Genomic DNA, 17,362 nt, shown 5'->3' on the forward strand with positions numbered 1-17,362 from the left:
TTTAAGACAAGGGCAGTGTACTTGCTTCGTACATCGTCCTTATGTGACGATTTTCCTGAAACCTAATTAAGAGATTGGGACCAGTTATGCAGGCAGTTCGCCTTGCTGTTTCAGGAAAAAGTACGATCTGCCTTTGTGAGTTTTTTACCCACCTTTTGTAGATCGAGATAACCGGACGGTCCCTCCAAAAATACCGGACATTAATTACGGTAGCTAGAAGCCTCCCCTGCATTTAAGGGGCGGGCCTTGCTTTGTTTTTCACCCCCATTTCCGCAATACCGGAGCATCCCCGGATCAGACCGCCAGTGCGGTTTGCTGATTCGTGTTGCTGTACTTTTTGCCAGTGATAACAAACGACCCGATTTAATAAATCCGGCCCAGCTGAAACGGGAATTAACACGCGCCCAGTTGAGAACTGAGACGCGCTCATGTTTTATTGCCCTTTTAAATATAACTTTTATTTTCACTACATTTTAGAGAGATACATACATTATGGAAAAATTTAGAAATCTCGGCCTTTCCGATGCCATTATTGAAGCACTTGAGAAAAAAGGCTTCACCGCGCCCACCCCTATTCAGGAAAAAACCATTCCCATGCTCCTTTCCGGTGAAAAGGACATCGTAGGTCAGGCTCAGACCGGTACCGGTAAGACTGCAGCTTTCGGCCTGCCTATCATTGAAAATGTACGCGAAGGCGCAGGACACGTTCAGGCTATCATCCTGACCCCTACCCGCGAACTGGCTATGCAGGTTGCGGATGAAATCATTTCTTTCCGCGGTACACGCAAAGTTTTCGTAGCAACCGTCTACGGCGGACAGCCCATGCTTCCGCAGTTGAAAGCACTCAAACGCGGTGCGGATATCGTTGTCGGTACCCCCGGCCGTGTTCTGGACCACATCCGCAGAAAGACCCTCGACCTTTCCAAAATCAACAACTTCGTACTCGATGAAGCTGACGAAATGTGCAACATGGGCTTTCTTGAAGAAGTATCCGAGATTATGGAAAATGCTGGCGAAGATCGCCGCACCCTGCTTTTCTCCGCTACCATGCCTCGCGAAGTAATGAACATCGCCAAGAAATTCATGGGCGATTACGACGTGGTTACTGTAAAGCGCGAAAAAGACGAAGCACAGCTGACCGAGCTCATCTTCCACGAAGTAAACGAGCGTGACCGCTTTGAAGCACTCTGCCGTGTTGTTGATGCCCAGCCCGAATTCTACGGCCTGGTATTCTGCCGCACCCGCGCTGATGCTGATCGCGTAGCCGGAACTCTCGCAGAGCGCGGCTACCCTGCCGAGCCCATCCACGGTGACCTTTCTCAGGCCCGCCGCGAAGATATCCTCATGCGTTTCCGTAAACGCCGCTGTAAAATCCTCGTGGCTACCGATGTTGCCGCCCGTGGTATCGACGTTCCCGATCTTTCACATGTTGTTAACTTCGCCCTGCCGCAGGACCCGCAGAGCTTTGTACACCGCGTAGGCCGTACCGGTCGTGCTGGTAAAAAAGGTGTTGCTGTAACCCTTATTACCCCCCGCGAATTCGGTAAACTGCGTTACATCACTAAGATTACCAAGCTCCGTGTTGACAAAAAGCCCCTGCCGACCATCGATCAGGTTATCGATGTGAAAAAATCCCGCATGGGTGCAGAGCTTAGCGAAATTGTCGAAGCAGGCAAGCATCTTTCCTACCTTGATCTCGCCCACGAACTGCTCGAAGGAGTTGATCCCATCGAAGCAGTTGCAGCACTGCTCAAACACTCTCAGGGCAGCGTTCTCGACAAACGCAGCTACCGTAAGATCGAAGAATGCGGTGGCCCTGCTGCAAACCGTGGTCGCGTCCGCTTCACCGCAGGCGTAGGTCGTTCCCACGGCATGACCCCGCGTAAACTGGTAGATATGATCTGCCGCCGCGCACGCATCAACCCCGTGCGCATCCAGCACGTGAAGATTCAGGGACGCCAGTCCACCTTCACCGTGCCCGCAGGTGATTCCGATAACGTAATGCGCGCTGTGAACAGGGCTTCCCAAAACGAAAGACCTTTGCTCAAACGCGGCTAGTTTATAAAAATGAAAAATCCCGGTTCGAATTATGTTCGAACCGGGATTTTTTTATTTACTCTTCCAGTCCCATTCCGGGATGGTGGGCCGGGTAGCCCATGTCATCCTCATGGCAGACCGTGCATGTTCCGGCTGCTCCTATGGGCTGTGCCTCGCCCATGTATTGCAGCGGGCGCAGATTATCGCGCTCATTTGCTGCCGGGAAGATTGCATGCGGTGCATTGTGGCAGGCTGCACACATTACAGCATCCATTTCATCCTTGCGATTACGAAACAGCCCGGAGCTATCCTCAGTCCATTCATTGAAAGCCGAATCCGAATCAGGAGCAGCGAACTCAACGTGGCAGGTCAGACAATCAGGCTGCTGCTCATTGGGCTGACGTGCGTTGATCTCTTCGAACTCATAATCAACCGGAGTAATCAGCTTAATAAGCTGTTTGGCTACAGGCTTCTGCTCTTCAGCTTTAAGAAGCGCAAGAGCGTGATTTTCCATAGAGCCGTGACAGTTCACGCATTCCATTCCGGCATCAACATGCACCCCGCGCAGACTTTCCTGCGGATGGCACATCATGCAGGCGTCGTTTTCCCTTCCGGAGAGATAAACCGCATGAAAACCGTGCAGGGCGGTGGACAGGTTAAGCTGCAATTCACCGTCATGACATCCCATGCAATCAATTATCTCGTTATCCTTGAGACGCTGCTTGAAGTTGGTTTTATTATCGCGGTCATGCACCCCGGCGATATCCACAGCTGTGCGGGCTGAGAATCCACCCTGTTCCGGTATATCCCAACCGCCGCCGTGACAATTATTGCAACCCGGACGAGTGGAAACCGGAAGCACGATGGTTGTGCTTGCGAGAACGTTACCTTCCGCATCAAGAGCCTGAACGTCCACCGGAGGCAAGGGCTGGTAAGCTTCCTTGGTGTAAGGTAGAATTTCTATTGGACCGGACTGAAAATAACCGTCTTTGACCGCAAGTTCAAAACTCTTATCCATACCCTGAGGCTTGCAGACTATCTTAACATCATCAGTGATAACTTCGGGTGGATCGCCACGCAGTAAAAGCTGAGCACGTACAGTGCTGCCCTTGTCTGTAATGGACATGGCCCGGTCTTTATCGATGACCAAACGCAGTCCTTCCAGCGGCCAAGCCATGAGTACATACTCCTGATCAGCTTTGAAGGGGCCGGGACTCAGTTCTGCTTCTTCGGTTTCCGGCAGGACAGGATCATAACCAGAACCTACAGAATGCATATATTCCGCAAGAACTCTGCGTTCATCTGCATTGCCGATAAATTCCGGCATATACTTATTAACCTTGCCCATGCCGGATATAAAGGCATCCAGCCCGGCAGTGGTATATTTCGATATTCGGGGTACAATGTCATTCATGGGACCGTTCACAGCATGGCACGGGCCGCACTCCATCTGATAAAGCCATAATCCGGCTTTCAGGCGGTTCTGGTCTGTTATCTCGCGCAGGTCCTGCGGAATCCATTTAGCATTTTGCAGAATGGACTCACCGTGCATCTTCTTTGCCTGCTCCACAGTGACGTTGGTGGAATAAACCTCACCCCAGACAACATACGGCTTACGTCCCGCCTCGCGCATGAACTCGAAGGAACCGTAAAACATCAATGCCACCACCAGCATTATCATTGCCGAGCTGAAATTGACCCGGCGCGGGGCACAGATAGCCATAAACAGGCCACCGAAAAGAAGAACAGGAGCGGTATACTTAAATACTTCCATGAAATAAGCCACGCGGTGTGACTTGTTAATCACCTGCATGACCTGTTCAGCGGGGATGCTGCCCATATACCAGTAACCGGAAAATACGGTCAGAACCAATCCGGTCAGGGTCCAGATGCCGCAGAAACGGACCAGCATGCAACGCAGGTCTTTATCCTTGATACGTGCCGCGGTCACAAATCCGAACAGTCCGGCAAGCATGCCGCAAAGTGCGGTACGGAAAAAGAGTGAGGGCCAGAAGGTTGGGTTGAAGATGCCATCCCAGAAGCTTCTGGTTTCCTGCCAGACTCCGGGGGTGAGCATGAAGGAAACCACACCGTTAATGGTAAAAAGGGACAGGAAAGCAAAAATAAAATAAAACCAGCCGATAATCAGGTGATCACGGCGGTTCATCTTGTCCCAATAGTAATAATAGATGAGCAGAGCTACAATCTCACCCACGAACCAGACCCATTCCGTAGCCCATGCAAAGAGGAATTCACGGACCAGTACAAGGGTTCCCTGCGGACTGAGAAGGGCCATGGTAAACCAGAGGGCTACCCCGGTCCCGCCACCGAAAACCATGGTCAGCAGCAGAAAAAACTTGGAATACTTTTTAACGTAATCAAGCAACTCGCCTGATTCCGTCTTGTAAGCCAGCTTTTCAGTTACTACTAAAAACAGCCCGCCACCAACGGCAAACTGAGCCACGAAAACATGGATAGTAGCAATGACCGCGATCCAGAATCCACCTCCGAAAGTCGTTAAATGCCAGATTGGATATTCCATCATTAACTCCTTTCAGCCTTGCGCATGAGTTTCAACATGTAGACGATGCAAAATCCACCTGCGATAAGTGAGACAACAAAAAGTAAGAAGGGAGACCACTGCCCTGACACGGGAGCGGTATCAAGTGTAAAATACGGTTCCAAATATTTCTGACGGACAAGATGTCGCATGACCGCCATAACCGGGACAATAAAAACAGTTGCAGCTACGCCCCAGTAGACATTCTTGGTGAATCCGGCATGGAGCATGGCGAAAGTTGCAAGCAATCCCACACCGAGCAGAACCGTGGCTAGCATGTCACCGCCCATAAAGATGAGCATGACTTCTTTGGGAAGAGCCACCAAAAACCAGAAGCCCATGAGAACATTTACCATTGTGGAACGGGAAAACCATTTCATGCCCGTGTCAACAAAGTCAGAATACCCTTTACGCTTGCCCACCAGAGCAACAAAAAGCCCGCCCACAGCCAGCGCGGATATGGCAAAATGCATAAACCGCGGATAAAGAACAGGATCGCTCAGGTTTAGGTTGAATCCGTGCGGATTATTAAAATATTCAGGCCAGACCTCCGGGCGCAGCATCAGGGTCATTTTATTAGAGAGCATGAAGCCGATGTATACAATTGCAGCCAGAACCGCTGCCATGGTCAGCCTGCGGCCTGATATGCCCAGCTTTTCATAACGATAATTATGAAAATACAAACCATAATAGCCGCCGATCAAGGCAGCAATCACTGCTAACCAGAATACAGCCATGAGAATTGAGGACACATAGCTGAACTGGCCGTAAACTGCTTGTAGAAACAAGAGCGGCGGAACCCCGGCATTAATCGCCAAAGCCAGCAGTGTAGGCAATTTCTTGGAAATATTTCTGGAAATAGCTGTACCTCCGGAAACGGAGTGGACAAATACGATAGCCGCTCCCCCGAAAACTGCATTCATGAGCAACAGATGAACGGAAAAAGTGATGATTGAAAGAGTTACCGGCCAGATAGGATGAACTGAAATACCAATAGCAGCCGGAACCAGCGTAGACGGGTCCATGAAATTCCCCCTTATTAATTTTCTTACTAGGCTTTCTATAACAAGAGAAAACGGGCTCCACAATTAGAAAACTATTACTTTTTGAGTGACACTTTTTTTCGCACTAACGGCTTTTTTACAATTTATTTACGATTTAACAAAAAAAGTTCTTGCCAAAGCAGGTCGAAATCAATAAACCCTTTTTTACCGAGTGCCGAAGTGGTGGAATTGGTAGACACGCTAGGTTCAGGGTCTAGTGGAGGTTTCTCCGTGGAAGTTCGAGTCTTCTCTTCGGCACCACTCGTAAACAAAGAAAGCCGCAACGAAAGTTGCGGCTTTTTTCGTTGTTGTTCAATATGCCAAACCCTTCCTATAAAATGCCCTTCTCATCAAATCATGATTATAGCTTGAACAGAAATCAGCATTACGAATCTGCTTAACTATCTTCTTTTCCGACAATATCTTTGACGCTACATCAATATTCGATATATTTCATATAAAAACAACCAGAGTCCGTTCCTTTAAAACCAAGGAAACCTATGCCTATTGCAAATACACTCCAAAATTTCTTAGTCGACCAGAACGGGAAAATTTTATGCATCACTGAAGACCTTGCTCTAGTCCGGGCTATTCGGTTCGCATTGACACCACATATTAAGATAGACAGCGAATTAATCCATTTTCAACAAGACTTCAAAATAGCGACAAATCTATTAGAAACCTTCAAGCAAAAAAATATTCCCCACATAGTTTTTATAGACCATGTAATCCAACAACAAAAAACAACTGACGCCATACAGCGCATAGCCCGCCTGTACCCGAAAGCATGTCTATTTGTGATAGACTCAGAAATCACTGATGAATTGACCAAATATTTCTATGAAATTGGTGTCAAGGCCGTAATTATCAAACCTTTTTCAGCTGACTCAATCTTAAATAAAATAATATCCTGTATCTCGTCATCAAAAGAGCAGGCCCTGATTTCTTATGTCCAAGAATTAATCACATCAGCCGCCCCCAATGAAGCAATTGAGGCTATAGACAAATATCTAAGCCAGAATCCAAACAGCAGTCTCGCCTACTACCTGAAAGGAAATGCGTTTCTTTCTGAAGGAAACAAACAAGAAGCCGAGTCAGCATACCAAAAAGCCATGGAAATCAACCCAGAATACATTGCTCCCCTTAATCTCATCGCTGCATTGTACAAACATGTTGATGACGACAAGGCCCTTAGCGCATTACAAAAAATAGATTCAATAAGCCCGTTCAACCCGAACAGAAAACTTGAAATGGCTGAAATCCACCTGCGTACTGGAGATAAAGAGAAAGCCGGACAACTTCTGGAAACCGGATATGCACAGGCTCATCAGGACCATCCCGAAATGTTGGCAGAGATATTTGAGAAAATTGCCGACATTGCATCTGAGCAACTTCCAGAACTGTCTGAAAAATATCTGATCAGAGCAATAGAAGACAGAAAGATCTTCACCGAGCTTGACCTGCCCATATTCAACAAGCTTGGTATGACATACAAAAATAAAGGCGAATGGGATAAGGCTATAGAAATTTATAAAAAGGCTCTAGATATTGCACCTAACGACCCAGTGCTCTGTTACAACGCTGCCTTGGCTTTTCACAATGGGGGAAACCGGGAAAAAACTTTAGAAAACATAGATAAAGCCCTCTCCTTAGACGACTCTTTCTACAAGAACAATGAGGCAGTATCATACAACCTGGGCTCAATTTATTTTGAATACGGAAATAAAGATTCCGCACGGCATTTCTTTACACATGCTTTGGAAATCAATCCCCAAAACAAGAAAGCAAAGAAAAAACTCAAGTATTGTTGAAACGTTGAATTAATAAACACCAGATCGACAGTTTGATTCAACAGCTATTTCTATTAATCAAAGATTGCCTCAATTGCACATCAGTTAAGATTCTTTCTAATGGAAAAATCCCCTCAATAGAGTATACTGCAGACCTAAACCAAATGAACATGGAGAAAGAAAAATGAAAAATTACTGTTCCCGCATGATAACTGTTTCCCTGTTGACCGTTGCATGTATGCTTTTTCAGGCCTCTGCTGTGTTGGCATTCAGCCTGAACGATCTGTCATCTTCCGCTGAAACAGCAAAAAGCGCAGCAGAAGGTGCAAGCCTGCTTGACCGGGCCAAAAGCGTCTATACCGGGTTTTACGATTCAACAGAAAACCTTGTGGATGCCCAGACCGTGACCATGAGCCTGCTCAACCCCGAAGAAGGCGCGGCCCTGACTTCGCAGCTCGGTGACATCAATTCCGGCTCCACCTTCACCAGGCTTGCCAAGCTTGTAGGATTTTCCGAAAGCATGGATGCCGGGACAACCGACTCTTCCCTGACATCTAAACTGACCAAAATCATCACTACTCCCGGCAACTTTGATAAGGCTAAGCAAGTATACGATCACGCCTCCACCGCTTACACATCCGGCAACAGTTCCGTAAGTGAAGCCAAAACCCTGTACACGGAAATCAAAGACTTCATCGCCTCCCCCTCCTCCAAGGGAATCAGCGAAACCCTGCTTTCCGGATTGGGTGAATATTCCGATAAAATTCTGCCTTTCATAATTGAGAACGGTCCGGAGCGAGTGAAGACAGCCGCCCAGATCGCCGATGCATTTAAAGGCTTTTTGTAGGAAAAAAGAGCCCTTGGAATCCTGAATAAAACAAATCCCGTCAACCTCTCAGGCTGACGGGATTTTTATGGGGCAGAAGATAAGACTAATTAAAATATCCGTCATTCTTCAGATCAGTGATCAATCTTTCGCACATTGCTGCACGGTTCAGGCTGTAGATATGAACTCCCGGAGCCCCTTTATCCAGCAGGTCTGCAATCTGTTTACGGGCGAAGTCAAAACCGAATTCCATGACAGCTTCATCACCGCCCTTTTCAAAAGCCTTTTCCACACCGCAATAAAGATCACCGGGAATGCCTGCACCGCAAAGAGACATGATCCGGCGCAAAGAACTTAAAGACTGGATGGGCAGAACACCGGGAATTACCGGAGCAGTACTGCCAAGTTCGGCCAGCCTCTCCACGTAATCAAAGTAGAGCCTGTTATCGAAGAAAAGCTGGGTCATTGTGAAATCCGCCCCCTTGGATAACTTGGAGTTATGGATTTCTATATCCTTGGCAATGGAAGGTGAGTCCGGATGACCTCCGGGATATCCGGCCACTGCAATCCCTACTTCAGAAAATTTATCATCAACATATTCCACAAGGTCGGACGCGTGAAAAAAACGGCTTTGTCCTTCTCCATTTACATCTTTAACCCCGTCACCGCCAAGAGCCAGAATATCCGAGACCCCGGTTTCACAAAGGCGGGAAACAAACTCGTCAATGGACTGCTCACTGGCACCGACACAGGTCAAATGGGCGATAATATCAATACCCATATCTTTTTTAAGCAGGGAGCAAATCTCAAGAGAGTTATCATGGCTGGTGCCCCCTGCTCCGTATGTGACTGAAGCAAAAAGAGGTTTGAGTGCGGCCAGTCTTGCGGCCCTTTCCATAAATACAGGCCATGTGGATTTATCCTTGGGAGGAAAAAATTCAAAAGAAAAAAACTGTCCAGCTTCATTGATATTCTGGGCCACCTGCATTTTAATTCTCCATTTATTATCTTCTTGATTCCCGGACCGCAGACACGGCCCGGGAAATTTATTGTTGTTTACTGAATCTTGCGGCGAACAATTTCCGCCGCCTGAACCATATTTTTAAGCGCCGGGACAACCTCATCCCATTTGCGGGTCTTGAGTCCGCAATCCGGGTTTACCCAGAGCCGCTCTGCGGGGATGACTTCCAATGCTTTTTCAAGCAACTGAGCCATATCATCGGCCGCTGGAATGGCAGGACTATGAATGTCATAAACACCGGGACCAACTTCATTGGGATAGCTGAACCGTTTAAAGCTTCCTAAAAGTTCCATGCGGCTGCGGCTGGCCTCAATGCTGATAACGTCAGCATCAAGGGCTGCAATAGAATCGATGATTTCATCGAATTCGCAGTAGCACATGTGGGTGTGAATCTGGGTTGAATCCTCCACGCAGGATGCGGAAAGACGAAAGCACTCTTCGGCCCATCTCAGATATTCCGGCTGCTCCCCCTTACGCAGGGGCAGACCTTCTCGCAGGGCAGGTTCATCAATCTGAATGACTTTGACCCCGCTCTTTTCAAGGTCTGCGACTTCGTCACGTACTGCCAGTGCTATCTGACGGCAGGTTTCACTGCGCGGCTGGTCATCACGAACGAAACTCCAGCAAAGGATGGTGACCGGACCGGTAAGCATACCCTTGACCTCACGATCAGAAAGAGAACGGGCATAGTTGATCCATTCCACGGTAATGGGCGAGGGACGGGAAACATCCCCGAAAATAACCGGAGGCTTTACGCAACGGGAACCGTAACTCTGAACCCAACCGTTCGAAGTGAAGCAGTATCCGTCAAAATTTTCCCCGAAATACTCAACCATGTCGTTACGTTCCGGTTCACCATGAACCAGCACATCAAGACCGACTTCCTCCTGACGGCGGATGCAATCCTCAATGTATTCGCGCATGAATCTTTCATATTCAGCACGTTCAATACGCCCGTTCTTGAAACCGCTTCTGGTGGACCGCACTTCCGGGGTCTGAGGAAATGAACCGATGGTGGTAGTCGGCAGAACAGGAAAACCAAGATCTCGCTGAATTTCAGCACGTTTTTCATAAACCGAATTACGGCGGTAATCTTCAGGCTGAAGCGCTGCCAGCCGCAGGGCAACCTCTGGATTGTGCACTCTAGGGCTAATCTTGCGGGATTCTAGAACCCTGCGATTCTCAGCAAGGACAGCTTCTACATCCTTCCCTTCTACAGCATCTGCAATAATCCTGATTTCAGCACATTTCTGACGGGAAAAAGCCATCCATGATTTGATATCGGGGTCCAGCTTTGTTTCCAGATCAAGATCAAAGGGAACATGCAGAAGTGAGCAGGATGGAGCCACCAGCACACGTTCCTTGCCAAGTATGACATGTGCGGACTTAACCGCAGCCACAGCCCGCTCAAGATCAGCGCGCCAGATATTTCTGCCGTCTACTACGCCGAGGGAAAGGCTCAAGTTATCTGATATATTAGCTAACAGTGGCTCAAGATCCTGCGCTCCACGCACAAGGTCCACATGCAAACCATCAACAGGCAGAGATGCTGCCGTTTCAAGGTTGATTCCAAGACCGCCGAAATAAGCAGCGACCAAAATTTTTGTATCTGATGCAGCTTCTTTGAGGGTGCGATAAACAGGATTGAAAAGTTTGCGTGTAGACTCTTCAAGATCAAGAGCCAAAACAGGCTCATCAAACTGAATCCATTCGCATTTAGCGGAAAGCTTCTCAATGAGTTCCGCATAGGCAGGCAAAAGCTTTTCCAGCAGGTCCAGGCGATCGAATTCCTGATCTGAGCATTTGCCCAGCAGCAGAAAAGTCAGCGGTCCGGGCAGAACAGCCTTTACTCTATGTCCCAGCTTAGATGCTTCTTCCACCTGTCCAAGAAGGGTTTCGTCCGCAAGAAAAAAATCCTGATCCTTACTGAATTCCGGCACTATGTAATGGTAGTTGGTATCAAACCATTTAGTCATTTCCATGGCGGCCACGCCGTTTTCTCCAGCTTCGCCACGGGCCATCCTGAAATAATCATCAAGGGAAGCCTTAGCGCCTTCCGCATTGTATCTGGCAGGAATAACGCCGAATCTCACAGCATTATCAAGCATATGGTCGTAGTAAGAGAAATCACCCACCGGCAGCAAATCAACTCCGGCCTGCTTCTGGTTTTCCCAGTGCTCTTCACGGAGTTTTCTAGCGGTCAAAGCTAGGTCATCCGCCCCGGCTTCACCTCTCCAGTAGGATTCAAGCTTTCGTTTAAGCTCGCGATTGCTGCCCATTCTTGGGTAGCCTAGTGTGTGCGTCAGCATTGCAGTTCTCCATATTAAAAGTGTCCGCTTAGCGGCGGGACTACTGTCCCTGTTCTCAGACCTGTTCGCGAGGTCCGACACTTGCTCCTGCAGGACGTCTTCTGGCTTCCGGGCCTGTTCGACGCACAGTGCCGCTCCTTCCCGTTTTCCAACAGTGGGCCGACACCATATCCTTCTTGATTTACCCGGTTACAGCAGCGCGCCTGCGACGGATTCTCACCGTCTTCCGTTTCCTGCGGGCGCATACAAATCAAATTCAATATATAAAAATATTGTTATATAGTGATGAAGAAATGACATTCTTCACCCCCAAAGTCAAGGGTTGCTGCAAGATTTTGTTGAGCCAAACAAAAAGGCCCCCGAAAAAACTCCGGGGGCCTTGGATAAAATCTGTGCTATTGATTTATACTATTCGCAATCTCTAACATTTAATTTTTCGCGGAACTTTCCATTAGCAGCAGGGAACTGAGAAAATGCCCCCTTAACCAGACATCTACCTACAATATCGAGACCTTCGCGGTCCTGACTTGTAGCCATACCGCGCCAGAGGTAGGTCTTCATCCCTTCATTTTCGGGAGTCATCAGATAGATACGCACAGTGTTGTCCACACGAGGAGCATCAGCTGTCTTAACCACCCCGATATCGGTATTGGTCTTACTGATGTAATCGTATTCGTAGGCTTCACGTTTGTAAGTTACTCCCCGCTCCATAAAAGCCTTGGAACCAAAATTCACCACAACCATAAAATCCGGTGAATTGGGATCATAGCTGAACCCTTTTGCTTCAAGCTCCAGTTTCGCAGTGTTAAGCAGAATAGCCTCCAGATCTTTCTTGGATTCACTTTTCTGCTTAAAAGCAAAAGTCTTCAAACCATTGAAATCAGCACCCGGAACAGGTTTATTCTCAACATCCATATTTACGTATACGCACCCGGAAAGCATCATTCCGATCAATGCAAAAACAACGAGTAACTTCCTCACCTTATTCTCCTGACTTTATTAGTTACGACCTCCCCTGAAATTCAGGCCGCATTAAAAGCATTATTACACTTTCCTATAGCATAACCATTTAACTTTTTTAACGGCTTTAGCCAAGAGTAAAAACAATTTCAATGGGGGAAATAGTTCTGGATTGTAAATATTAATCGCAAAAGCAAACCCGATTGCTGATTAAAAGGCCTAATATATCTCAAAACCACCACACAAAAAAAATAATTCACTTGCAGTTATTAAAAATTTAGTCTGTTCCGCAGGAGAGGTGAATATGAACACGTTATCAGATAGACGAAAGCACGCAAGGATTGAGCTGAACTCCATCAACAGCTTTTTCCGGCAATGTGATGTTGCTGCAACTTCCGGTGGAGATATAGATATCACTATCCTCAATATTTCCAAAAGGGGAATGAAGTTCAAAATTAATTCAGAGAATGATTCCGAGAGAATAAAGCTGGACGATGAACTCTTTATCCGCGGCTGTATTTTCAATGACAGAATCGGATTTCTCAGCAGCCAAAAAGCCGTTACCGTTTGGCAGGACGAGACAGTCTTTGGAGTAAAATTCACCCCTTCCCTCGACCTTGATGAACCTTCATTGTTCAACATGCTCAAATAAACCGCCTGTTGCTGATTTACCCCTCTTTCAAAGAACAGAATAAATTGCTACTTTCCGCTTGTGAGTAAGCAAGAACCCAAAATAATTGCATGGATCGGTAATACCTTTTTCCGGACTGGAATGGATGAACTGGGCTACAAGACAGTCCATATTCCAATCCGGGGACAACAGGTATTCACATGGCAGGACATCATTGAAAAAACCGGAACAGAACCCTTTGCCGTGGTTTATGCCGACCGGTCCATTGCCCCGCCGCTGGCCGGGGTGGAAAACTATCCCTGCCTGACCATTTTTCACTGCATCGATACCCACATCCACAGTTGGTATCCTTTTTACGCTCAAGGGTTCGACATATGTCTGGTCAGCCTGAAAGACCATTTGGACCGTTTCAACCCAAGGTTGAAAGACTCCCGCCTGCTCTGGTTCCCGCCTATTGTTATGGACTACCATGTTCCATCCGAAACACAAAAAGAATGGGACCTGCTCTTTGTAGGTAATGTAAGTGCGGAATTGACCCCGGAAAGAAAAATTTTTCTCGATAAAGTAGCTGAGCATGTCCCCGGTCTGCACATTACCAAAGGCGATTTCAGCAAACTTTTCCCCAAAGCAAAAGTAGTGCTCAACATTGCCGAACGCGGCGACCTCAACTTCCGGGTATTTGAGGCCCTCGCCTGCGGCGCATGTCTGTTGACTCCCAAAATCGAAAACGGATTCTTTGATATTTTTGAGGATGGAGTTCATCTGCTGACCTATGAACCCAACAACGTTGAAGACCTTCTGAAAAAATATGCTCTTCTAATGGCTGACGAAGAATTACGTGAACGTCTTGCTCGTCAGGGCAATGAATTGATCGAAAGCTCGCACCGTATCATCCACAGGGCACTGACTTTGCACAATGTAATTGAAGAAATGGACGTAGAAGCGGCCATTAATAACCGTATCGCCGCAGCACCTCAGTTGCGCCGCAATTTCCTCAAATCGCTCTACCTGCACTGGGCCGAGGAAGTAGGAATACCCGAATTTCAGAAAATTTATCTGGAAGCAGCAAAGAATTAACTAATGGATTCAAATTCTACATATCAGCGACCGCTTGCTTTCACATGTCTGATCCTTTTCGCCTTCTGCTTTGCCTGCATGGGAGAGTGGCGCCCTTTTTTCTTTGACATTGATGAACCCAAATATATCACTGCCGCCATGGAAATGGCCCGCAGCGGAGATTGGCTGCACCCAATGTTCGGCGGTCTGCCCCGGATGCAAAAGCCTCCTCTGCCTTACTGGTTGACCGCCGCAGTGATTGATTTCTTCGGCACCGGATTCAGCACGGGAACACAGCTATTTATCGCCCGAATTCCGGCAATACTGGGTTCTGCTATGACTGTAGCCGCCACATACCTGATAGGCAGGAGACTTGGCGGTGAAAAATGCGGATTGTTTGCTGGATTACTGCTGGCAGTTGCCCCGCCGTTTAAAATCGAAGGGATGCTGCTGAAGGCAGATATCATCTATACGGCGGCTGTTACGTGGAGCAGTTTTTTCTATTTACGCCGATTGCAGGGTCAACGAGGGCTATTGAATCTTTCAGGGGCAAGCATAGCCTTGGGCCTTGGAGTCCTGAGCAAAGGACCTTTTGCCCTGCCGCCACTGGCCGGATATTTATTGGCGGAAATATTCAGGAATAAATCACGTAGAACGATACCATTCTACCGTGCTATACCGGAGACCCTGAAAAAAGAAGCCGCGCCAGTTCTGCTGGCACTAATGGCCTGCCTGCCGTTCATATTATGGCTTGCCGCAGCAAGTTCATCCGGCATGGATTATCTGTCCGGCATGCTCAATGATGTTTCGCAGAACACGACATACAAAACCCCGGTTCTGCTCCATCACCTGCAGAGTATCGGCTTTTATCTTTATGAGACAGGTATCGTCTTCTTCCCACTGGGAATTTTCGGCCTTTGCGCAATATACTTCCTTTTACGCTACAAGGAAGACCGGACCGGAGATACAATTTATCTGCTCTGGAGCGGCCTATTCTACCTGCTGCTGAATATGTTTGTCTTCAGGCTCAGGGCGCACCGCTATTTTCTACCACTAATGCCAATTCTATCAATAATAGCAGTAAACTGGATACTTACTGCCAAGCGGGAAGGACTATTCAAAAAAATATTTTACGCTTGCACCGTGCTGGTGGCCCTTATCCCAACTGTGATAGGAGTCATAGTCCTCTACAGCGGTCAAATATCCGTAAACCTGTGGCGCAATGCACAGATCAGCGATTTCCAAACTCAGGCTATTCCTTTTGCTATTGCGACTTTTGCCTTATCGATAACCATAGGCCTGGCGGGGCTGAAGCTATATAAAAAACCGGCTAAATTCCTCGCAATAGCATTTGGGGGCATGCTGCTGTTTTATCCATTCTATTTCAATGCCACACCGGACGTTGATACGAATGGACAACTAAAGCCTGACACCCTGTTGGCTAAAAATATGGCCAATACGATAGATAGATCCATAGCTGCACAGGATAATTATATATTCATAGCTTCCAGAAGATCCTTGCGGATTCACCCTGAGCTGCACTTTTTCCTGCACAATACAATTAATCGCAAAGGCAAAAGATATCTGACGACCCTGCCCTTCCAGACACATAATTTCACTAGAATATTAATTGATCCGGCGTCTGCATCCAGCATTCTGAGAACAGAAAAAAATGGGAATATACAGACCCCGCTTTATGATTTTCTCAACACAAATAAATTTGAAAAAACTGCCCTGATCCTGAACAACATTGAAGTCAGTCTGCTATATAGATCATTACCGTCACTCAATACATTCAAATCTAAAACAGAATTTGTTGCTGTAAAAGGCCTTGGTCATGAATGGAAAAATGAAATCCTCTACCTAGTTACTCTGAAAGACAACTAAGTAGAGGAACTCTGTTCTTTATTTCAAACGATCCAGCCCCTGCGCCAGATCAGCCTTGAGATCTTCCACATCTTCCAGCCCGATATTCAAGCGGAATATTGTTTTGCCCTCGTAACCGAAATGGTTAGTGCGCCGGAATTTACCTCCGGTGATCAGACTCTTGTAGCCTCCCCAGCTGTAACCGAGGCCGAAAAGCTCAAGGTTATCCACAAACGGGGAATGATCGATATCTTCATATTCATCCTTGAGCGTAAAAGCGAACAGTCCGCTTGAACCCTTGAAATTGCGTTTCCAAAGATCATGCTGGGGGTGGCTTTCAAGAGCCGGATGGATGACGGACTCCACCATTTCATGACCTTCCAGCCATTTTGCTATCTCAAGGGCAGCTTCTTCGTGCGCTTTGAGACGAACTTTCAGGGTCCGCAACCCGCGCAATGCCTGATAACAATCTTCCTGAGCAGCAAAGACTTCAAAAAGACCGCAACATTTTTCAAAAGCAGCCCAGCTCTGCTCATTAGTGGAAACCGAGCCAAGCAGGATATCGGAGTGTCCGGTGATATATTTGGTGCAGGACTGGATGGAAACATCCACGCCATGCTCAAAGGGATTAAAATATAAAGGAGTGGCCCAAGTATTATCGATAACCGAAACGACACCCATTTCACGGCAGATTTCGGTGATAGCAGGTACATCCTGAATCTCAAGGGTATTGGAACCGGGAGATTCCATGAAAAGCAAAGTAGTATTCTCGCGGATATATTCGGCTACCCCGGCTCCGGAATCGGAAGGAAGATATTCAGCTTCAACGCCGTACTTGGAGAGGAAACCATCACAAAAATGGCGGGTAGGACCGTAGACGTTATCACAAATCAGGATATGGTCACCCTGCTTTGTGTAGGCCATGAGCACCATAGCAATAGCGGCGATGCCGGACTGAAAAGTTTTGCAGCCGTACGCACCTTCAAGTTCAACCATGGCAGCTTCGAAGGCTTTCTGCGCAGCCATGCCGCTGGTGCCATACTCAACGCCCTCGAATTCACCCTTATTCGCCTTGAGCATATCGGCGTAAGAATCAAAAAGCACGGTAGAAGCACGATGCAGGGGCGGATTAATGGTATTTATAGTTCTCAGGGCCTCATCTTTGCCCGCATTGATCAGCTTGGTGGAAATATCTTTCATGGGAACTCCTTGTTGTTTCTGGCTCAAAATATAAAGCGGGAAACTGGAAAAACAACCAGTTCC

At 47.4% G+C, this 17,362-nt stretch carries 12 protein-coding genes, 1 tRNA gene and 1 riboswitch; of the genes, 7 read left to right on the forward strand and 6 right to left on the reverse strand.

Annotated elements, in window-relative coordinates; translation table 11 throughout:
• Positions 1 to 492: 492 nt before the first annotated feature.
• A complete protein-coding gene (locus tag ACNI23_RS18585; RefSeq protein WP_420250763.1) occupies positions 493 to 2,058 on the forward strand; it encodes a DEAD/DEAH box helicase in 1,566 nt (521 codons plus the stop codon).
• A 55-nt stretch (positions 2,059 to 2,113) separates the two neighbouring features.
• Here the strand turns inward: ACNI23_RS18585 and ACNI23_RS18590 are convergent, their stop codons facing one another.
• Together ACNI23_RS18590 and ACNI23_RS18595 are read right to left on the reverse strand one after the other, a co-directional pair.
• Positions 2,114 to 4,579 (reverse strand): cytochrome ubiquinol oxidase subunit I, encoded by a 2,466-nt coding sequence (locus tag ACNI23_RS18590; RefSeq protein WP_420250764.1) that lies wholly within the window; start codon positions 4,577 to 4,579, stop codon positions 2,114 to 2,116.
• Between the two features lie 2 nt (positions 4,580 to 4,581).
• Positions 4,582 to 5,622: a hypothetical protein gene (locus tag ACNI23_RS18595; RefSeq protein WP_420250765.1), complete on the reverse strand. Its 1,041-nt coding sequence runs from the start codon at positions 5,620 to 5,622 to the stop codon at positions 4,582 to 4,584.
• A gap of 192 nt (positions 5,623 to 5,814) precedes the next feature.
• Between ACNI23_RS18595 and ACNI23_RS18600 the strand changes: the two genes are divergently transcribed.
• The 3 genes from ACNI23_RS18600 to ACNI23_RS18610 all read left to right on the forward strand — a co-directional run bounded on the left by ACNI23_RS18600 (position 5,815) and on the right by ACNI23_RS18610 (position 8,277).
• Positions 5,815 to 5,901: transfer RNA gene (locus ACNI23_RS18600), tRNA-Leu, on the forward strand.
• Between the two features lie 239 nt (positions 5,902 to 6,140).
• A complete protein-coding gene (locus ACNI23_RS18605) occupies positions 6,141 to 7,451 on the forward strand; it encodes a tetratricopeptide repeat protein (protein WP_420250766.1) in 1,311 nt (436 codons plus the stop codon).
• Between the two features lie 163 nt (positions 7,452 to 7,614).
• Positions 7,615 to 8,277: a hypothetical protein gene (locus tag ACNI23_RS18610; RefSeq protein WP_420250767.1), complete on the forward strand. Its 663-nt coding sequence runs from the start codon at positions 7,615 to 7,617 to the stop codon at positions 8,275 to 8,277.
• Between the two features lie 85 nt (positions 8,278 to 8,362).
• On the opposite strand, the gene ACNI23_RS18615 is transcribed toward ACNI23_RS18610, so the two are convergent.
• The 3 genes from ACNI23_RS18615 to ACNI23_RS18625 form a co-directional block, all read right to left on the reverse strand.
• On the reverse strand, positions 8,363 to 9,244 hold the full coding sequence (locus ACNI23_RS18615; protein WP_420250768.1) for a methylenetetrahydrofolate reductase: 882 nt from the start codon (positions 9,242 to 9,244) through the stop codon (positions 8,363 to 8,365).
• Positions 9,245 to 9,312: 68 nt separating this feature from the next.
• Positions 9,313 to 11,586, reverse strand: a complete 2,274-nt coding sequence (gene metE / locus ACNI23_RS18620) for a 5-methyltetrahydropteroyltriglutamate--homocysteine S-methyltransferase (protein ID WP_420250769.1) — start codon at positions 11,584 to 11,586, stop codon at positions 9,313 to 9,315.
• Between the two features lie 76 nt (positions 11,587 to 11,662).
• A riboswitch (cobalamin riboswitch) is annotated at positions 11,663 to 11,856 on the reverse strand.
• A 138-nt stretch (positions 11,857 to 11,994) separates the two neighbouring features.
• On the reverse strand, positions 11,995 to 12,567 hold the full coding sequence (locus ACNI23_RS18625) for a DUF4136 domain-containing protein (protein WP_420250770.1): 573 nt from the start codon (positions 12,565 to 12,567) through the stop codon (positions 11,995 to 11,997).
• Between the two features lie 283 nt (positions 12,568 to 12,850).
• On the opposite strand from ACNI23_RS18625, the gene ACNI23_RS18630 reads away from it, so the two are divergent.
• From ACNI23_RS18630 to ACNI23_RS18640, 3 genes are read left to right on the forward strand one after another with little or no spacing between them, the layout of a single operon-like run.
• Entirely contained in the window at positions 12,851 to 13,198 is a 348-nt protein-coding gene (locus ACNI23_RS18630) for a pilus assembly protein PilZ (RefSeq protein WP_420250771.1), read from the forward strand.
• A 60-nt stretch (positions 13,199 to 13,258) separates the two neighbouring features.
• Positions 13,259 to 14,254 carry a glycosyltransferase family protein gene (locus ACNI23_RS18635; RefSeq protein WP_420250772.1) on the forward strand — a complete coding sequence of 332 codons (996 nt, stop codon included), beginning with the start codon at positions 13,259 to 13,261 and terminating at the stop codon, positions 14,252 to 14,254.
• A 3-nt stretch (positions 14,255 to 14,257) separates the two neighbouring features.
• A complete protein-coding gene (locus tag ACNI23_RS18640; RefSeq protein ID WP_420250773.1) occupies positions 14,258 to 16,120 on the forward strand; it encodes an ArnT family glycosyltransferase in 1,863 nt (620 codons plus the stop codon).
• Between the two features lie 18 nt (positions 16,121 to 16,138).
• On the opposite strand, the gene metC is transcribed toward ACNI23_RS18640, so the two are convergent.
• Complete coding sequence (gene metC / locus ACNI23_RS18645) at positions 16,139 to 17,299, reverse strand: cystathionine beta-lyase (protein WP_420250774.1); 1,161 nt, start codon at positions 17,297 to 17,299, stop codon at positions 16,139 to 16,141.
• Positions 17,300 to 17,362 lie beyond the last annotated feature (63 nt).

It is taken from the genome of Maridesulfovibrio pacificus (SeqCode) (genome assembly GCF_048612815.1).
Lineage (GTDB): Bacteria > Desulfobacterota > Desulfovibrionia > Desulfovibrionales > Desulfovibrionaceae > Maridesulfovibrio > Maridesulfovibrio pacificus.

Bases quoted from the DNA above. Each gene is read 5' to 3' on its own strand.
- ACNI23_RS18595 (WP_420250765.1), bottom strand. From the start codon at position 5,622: ATGGACCCGTCTACGCTGGTTCCGGCTGCTATTGGTATTTCAGTTCAT.
- ACNI23_RS18630 (WP_420250771.1), top strand. From the start codon at position 12,851: ATGAACACGTTATCAGATAGACGAAAGCACGCAAGGATTGAGCTGAAC.
- ACNI23_RS18605 (WP_420250766.1), top strand. From the start codon at position 6,141: ATGCCTATTGCAAATACACTCCAAAATTTCTTAGTCGACCAGAACGGG.
- ACNI23_RS18615 (WP_420250768.1), bottom strand. From the start codon at position 9,244: ATGCAGGTGGCCCAGAATATCAATGAAGCTGGACAGTTTTTTTCTTTT.
- ACNI23_RS18610 (WP_420250767.1), top strand. From the start codon at position 7,615: ATGAAAAATTACTGTTCCCGCATGATAACTGTTTCCCTGTTGACCGTT.
- ACNI23_RS18585 (WP_420250763.1), top strand. From the start codon at position 493: ATGGAAAAATTTAGAAATCTCGGCCTTTCCGATGCCATTATTGAAGCA.
- metE (WP_420250769.1), bottom strand. From the start codon at position 11,586: ATGCTGACGCACACACTAGGCTACCCAAGAATGGGCAGCAATCGCGAG.
- ACNI23_RS18640 (WP_420250773.1), top strand. From the start codon at position 14,258: ATGGATTCAAATTCTACATATCAGCGACCGCTTGCTTTCACATGTCTG.
- ACNI23_RS18590 (WP_420250764.1), bottom strand. From the start codon at position 4,579: ATGGAATATCCAATCTGGCATTTAACGACTTTCGGAGGTGGATTCTGG.
- metC (WP_420250774.1), bottom strand. From the start codon at position 17,299: ATGAAAGATATTTCCACCAAGCTGATCAATGCGGGCAAAGATGAGGCC.